Annotated in this window: 3 protein-coding genes; all 3 read right to left on the minus strand. The window is 36.3% G+C overall.

Annotated features, from left to right (window positions below; genetic code table 11):
• Window positions 1-120 precede the first annotated feature (120 nt).
• The 3 genes from H5181_RS20210 to H5181_RS20220 all read right to left on the minus strand — a co-directional run bounded on the left by H5181_RS20210 (window position 121) and on the right by H5181_RS20220 (window position 1,773).
• Window positions 121-510, minus strand: coding sequence for a hypothetical protein (locus tag H5181_RS20210; RefSeq protein WP_182751882.1), 390 nt, complete (start codon window positions 508-510; stop codon window positions 121-123).
• Window positions 511-597: 87 nt separating this feature from the next.
• Window positions 598-1,380, minus strand: a complete 783-nt coding sequence (locus H5181_RS20215; protein WP_220491855.1) for a hypothetical protein — start codon at window positions 1,378-1,380, stop codon at window positions 598-600.
• A 78-nt stretch (window positions 1,381-1,458) separates the two neighbouring features.
• A complete protein-coding gene (locus H5181_RS20220) occupies window positions 1,459-1,773 on the minus strand; it encodes a hypothetical protein (protein WP_182751884.1) in 315 nt (104 codons plus the stop codon).
• Between the last annotated feature and the right edge of the window lie 230 nt (window positions 1,774-2,003).

Consider the following 2,003-nt stretch of genomic DNA (forward strand, 5'->3'; position numbering starts at 1 on the left):
GGATCGCAGTTCATTATCCTAACCAGAAAGTTTAGTTAGGGGTTCTAAATGAACCGCCCTGTGCGGAGCCGCATGCAGGGTGGTGTGGGGGCTGGAGGCTAGATACCTCCGGCTACCCGATTAGGTTTTTATTTCAGCCTTAAATCTATACTTTCTAATTTTTATTCCTACTGCTGTACCAATACTGACCTCTAAAAAAGCAAGAAAATATGAAAAAATATAAATATTTAAAACAAATTCTAGATCAATATATACGTGCATTAATATCCCTATAATAGCATCTAAAATCAAGAGTAATAATGTAACCAATATCGCATGAAGATAAGGCCTTTCTACCTGTTTAATTGAAAGGTAGATGTACACTAAAAAGGCCCAAAAGCTTCCTGTAAGGTATTGAACCCACATAGAATTTATTGTGCTATACCCAAACACAAAAGAATTAAGTGTAGATAAAATAATACTTGAAAAAAATAAGAGCAATGAAAATTTTATAACACGAGAATAATTCACAATTCGATCCTAAAAACCTAACGTCGCCATAAAAGGCGCGAGTTTTCGAGCGTCCTGAGACCGCAGGGAACGAATTTAATGGCCTTGTTAGCTGCCGACATTACTATGTCCCATTCTAATTTTCAAACCCATAACCCTAATAGTTTCCTTTAATTCTGGAATTGATAATGCGTCTACATATCCCGCAGTAAATTGATTCCCCTTAGCATATAAGACCATATCCTTTCGCCTTTCTTTATCAGACAGCGCTGGCATAATTACAGAAATATAAAAACCTTCTATCACGAAATTTACAGAGACTTTTTCATCTTTTCCATATGGCCGATGAAAAGGAGTTACTATTAGATTTTTTAAAGTCTGAAGGCTAAAAGAACCACTAAGATCTCGCAGCCTGCGAATTTTTACGCTAAATAATGATGCAGGAATTTTTGAATTTTCAAGAAGGCAGAGTCTTAATTTTTCTGCGCCATTTTTATAGAGTAACTCCTCATGCATTACCGCACCTCTATAACTTTCATGTTCAGAAACTGCAGCTCTCCAGTATATAGCCAAAATAAATTTCATGAATTTTTCGACATCTACTTCAGAAAAATTAATACCCTCGCTTTCTTTTGAAACGTTTCTATACGAGTTTCTTAGTAAATTTATTGAATATTTTTCATAGGAATGATTAAGTTTTTTCTCACAAATATCACACAATTGCTTTGTATCTAAACTATCAGAAGTATAATCAATCTTTCTTCCATCAACAGTAAGAAGAATTGCTTTTCCTGAGTTTTCTTTGAAAATCACATTAAATATTGAATCTGGAATAGCATGAGAGTTTCTAAGCTCTCGATCTATACCGCACAATTTACAGATTCCTCTCAATTGACTCTCCATGCAGCTAACGCTTAAAGCATGGGCGCGGCTTTATCGCGTCCAATGCCTTTACTTGTTAACTGCTGATTACGAGAACTGTTTTTCATAAGCTTCTCGATGGTGTTTAAAATACTTATCATATTCCTCATAAGAATCTATAAGAGCTGTGACTTCAAGGCACGTTTCTCCCATTTCCTTTGTAAGGTCTTCAAAAGAAATAGACTCACATTTGATTTCGGTATCTCGGCCCTGCTCATATAGCTCAGCTTTCACCACACCAGATAAAAACTCATAGTTTTCAGTTGGAGTGACACTGCCAAATACGAACCCCATCGGCGGATCACCACCTTCTAAGTTGGTAGTACCAATTACTACATCATTAATTCGAATTTCGTAGATCACTCAAACCTCTAAGTGCAGTTAACGCCTCATTCAGAGGCAAAAAATAGTTGGTTAAAATAAGCGACGCAGGAGCAAAAACCAACTGTTTTTTGTCCTTTGGAATGACTTGTGTACGCCCAGCATGGGCATGAACTAATGAGGTGAAAGTCCTCTGTAGGAAGGTCACCGTTACTCTTATTAATTAGAGAATAACATACTGTTATTAAACGTTAACTACTAGTGAATGGCAA

The organism is Shewanella sp. SG44-2 (assembly GCF_014164215.1).
Lineage (GTDB): Bacteria > Pseudomonadota > Gammaproteobacteria > Enterobacterales > Shewanellaceae > Shewanella > Shewanella frigidimarina.